Source organism: Gordonia sp. i37, assembly GCF_002043085.1.
Taxonomy (GTDB): Bacteria; Actinomycetota; Actinomycetes; order Mycobacteriales; family Mycobacteriaceae; genus Gordonia; species Gordonia polyisoprenivorans.
Genome location: NZ_MVPX01000210.1, coordinates 1 through 2,215, shown reverse-complemented (window position 1 = coordinate 2,215; position 2,215 = coordinate 1). Strand labels below are relative to the sequence as shown.

Sequence of the window (2,215 nt, the reverse complement as noted above, 5' to 3'; positions counted from 1 at the left end):
CTGCCAGGCACTGCGGTCGGGCGCCACCACCTCCGTGCTCGGCATGGGGGTCGGTTGCGCCTCGGTGCGCGCGTGGCGGGGTGGGACGGCCAATCGCAGGACGTCGGACATCGTGCCCGCATACCGGTCGGCGACAGCGCGACACACGTGTGCGATCTCGGCCGAGAGCACCGGCTCCGCCGACACGATCCGTTCGATCCAGCCCAGGCGCCCCTCGTGGTCGGAGTCGTCGATCCGTTCGAGGAGGAAACCGTCGACGAGCCGGCCGGCGAAGCGGACCCGTACCCGCACGCCCGGGACGGCGTCGTCGTCCTGGTCGGTGTCGATCAGGTAGTCGAACGGCCGGTCGAGGTGGGCAAGCCCCAGCATCGGCAGGACGCGGGCGATGGGTGCGGAGTGTGCACGCTCACGGGCCCCGGCGCGGTCACCACCGGCCGCCAACGCGGGGACTACAGTCCGGCGGCCGCGCGGAGCTTCTCGGCGCGGTCGGTGCGCTCCCACGGGAGGTCGACGTCGGTACGGCCGAAGTGGCCGTAGGCGGCGGTCGGTCCGTAGATCGGGCGCAGCAGATCCAGGTCGCGGATGATCGCCAGCGGACGCAGGTCGAATGTCTCGGAGATCGCGCGGCGGATGACCACCGGGTCGGTCTTCTCGGTGCCGAAGGTCTCGACGAACAAGCCCACCGGGGCGGCGCGGCCGATGGCGTAGGCGACCTGCACCTCGATACGGTCGGCGAGTCCCGCGGCGATCGCGTTCTTGGCGACCCAGCGCATCGCGTAGGCGGCGCTGCGGTCGACCTTCGATGGGTCCTTGCCGGAGAATGCGCCACCACCGTGACGGGCCATGCCGCCATAGGTGTCGACGATGATCTTGCGGCCGGTCAGCCCGGCGTCGCCCATCGGACCACCGAGCACGAACTTGCCGGTCGGGTTCACCAGCAGCCGGTAACCGTCGGTGGTCAGACCCGGCAGATCGAGCTCGGCCAGAACCGGGTCGACGACCTGGCTCTGGATGTCGGGGGTGAGCATGTTGTCCAGGTCGATGTCGGCGGCGTGCTGGGTGGAGAGCACGACCGTGTCGAGGCGGACCGGCTTGTCGCCGTCGTATTCGATGGTGACCTGGGTCTTGCCGTCGGGGCGCAGATACGGCAGTGCACCGGACTTGCGGACCTCGGTCAGGCGGCGCGACAGGCGATGGGCCAACGCGATGGGCACCGGCATGTACTCCGGGGTCTCGTTGGTGGCGTAACCGAACATCAAGCCCTGGTCGCCCGCGCCCTGGGCGTCGATCTCGTCCTCGGAGATGCCGCTGCGGTTCTCGTGGGAGTTGAACACGCCGCCCGCGATGTCCGGCGACTGCGCGCCGATGGCCACGTTGACACCGCACGACGCGCCGTCGAAGCCCTTGGTCGACGAGTCGTAGCCGATGTCGAGGATCTTGCCGCGGACGATGCCCGGGATGTCGACGTAGGCGCTGGTCGTCACCTCGCCGGCGACGTGCACCTGTCCGGTGGTGACCAGGGTCTCCACCGCGACGCGGGCCTTGGGGTCCTGATCGAGGATGGCGTCGAGGATCGAGTCGCTGATCGCGTCACAGATCTTGTCCGGGTGTCCCTCGGTGACGGACTCGCTGGTGAAAAGGCGGGACGCAGAGCTGGACATCGGATCCTCTCGAGGTCGTGACGGCGACGTGCGGACGTCGCCGGTGATCGTAGACAAAACTACACAGGGGTCACGACGTGTGCGTGACGGGCGTTGCGGTGCCCGATCCATCAGGCACCAGGGAGCGGACCGCGTCAAGGATCCTGCTCGCCATGAGTGTTTTGGTGCCCATCGGCAGTGCGGTCTCCTCGCCGTGCGCCGACAGCAGCCACCCGGTGTTGTCCTCGGTGCCGAATGCCTTGCCATTTCCCACGGCGTTGACCACCAGGAGATCGCACCCCTTGCGCTTGAGCTTGGCCCGCCCATGGTCGAGGACACCGCCGGTCTCGTCGCCGGTCTCGGCGGCGAAACCCACGATCACCGTCTCGACCGGGATGGCCCCCGCGTCGCGGGCCTCGACGAGTCCGCGCAGGATGTCGGGATTGGTGGTCAACTCGACCGGAGCCGGGCCCGCGTCGCCCTTCTTGATCTTGGATTCCGCGGTGGACACCGGACGGAAGTCGGCGACCGCGGCCGCCATGATGACGACGTCGGCATCGGCGGCACGGTGGGGC

2 protein-coding genes and 1 pseudogene are annotated in these 2,215 nt (G+C 69.1%); all 3 read right to left on the bottom strand.

Annotated elements, in window-relative coordinates; genetic code table 11:
* Window positions 1–369, bottom strand: a pseudogene (locus B1964_RS09680) (primosome assembly protein PriA); the annotation flags it as partial.
* Between the two features lie 80 nt (window positions 370–449).
* Window positions 450–1,661: a methionine adenosyltransferase gene (metK, locus tag B1964_RS09675; RefSeq protein ID WP_006370265.1), complete on the bottom strand. Its 1,212-nt coding sequence runs from the start codon at window positions 1,659–1,661 to the stop codon at window positions 450–452.
* A 70-nt stretch (window positions 1,662–1,731) separates the two neighbouring features.
* Window positions 1,732–2,215 (bottom strand): phosphopantothenoylcysteine decarboxylase (locus B1964_RS09670; protein ID WP_290440690.1); only part of this gene is annotated, 484 nt, incomplete at its 5' end.

What these genes read in the sequence shown, in the direction of transcription:
- metK (WP_006370265.1), bottom strand. Translation starts at nt 1,661, where the DNA reads ATGTCCAGCTCTGCGTCCCGCCTTTTCACCAGCGAGTCCGTCACCGAG.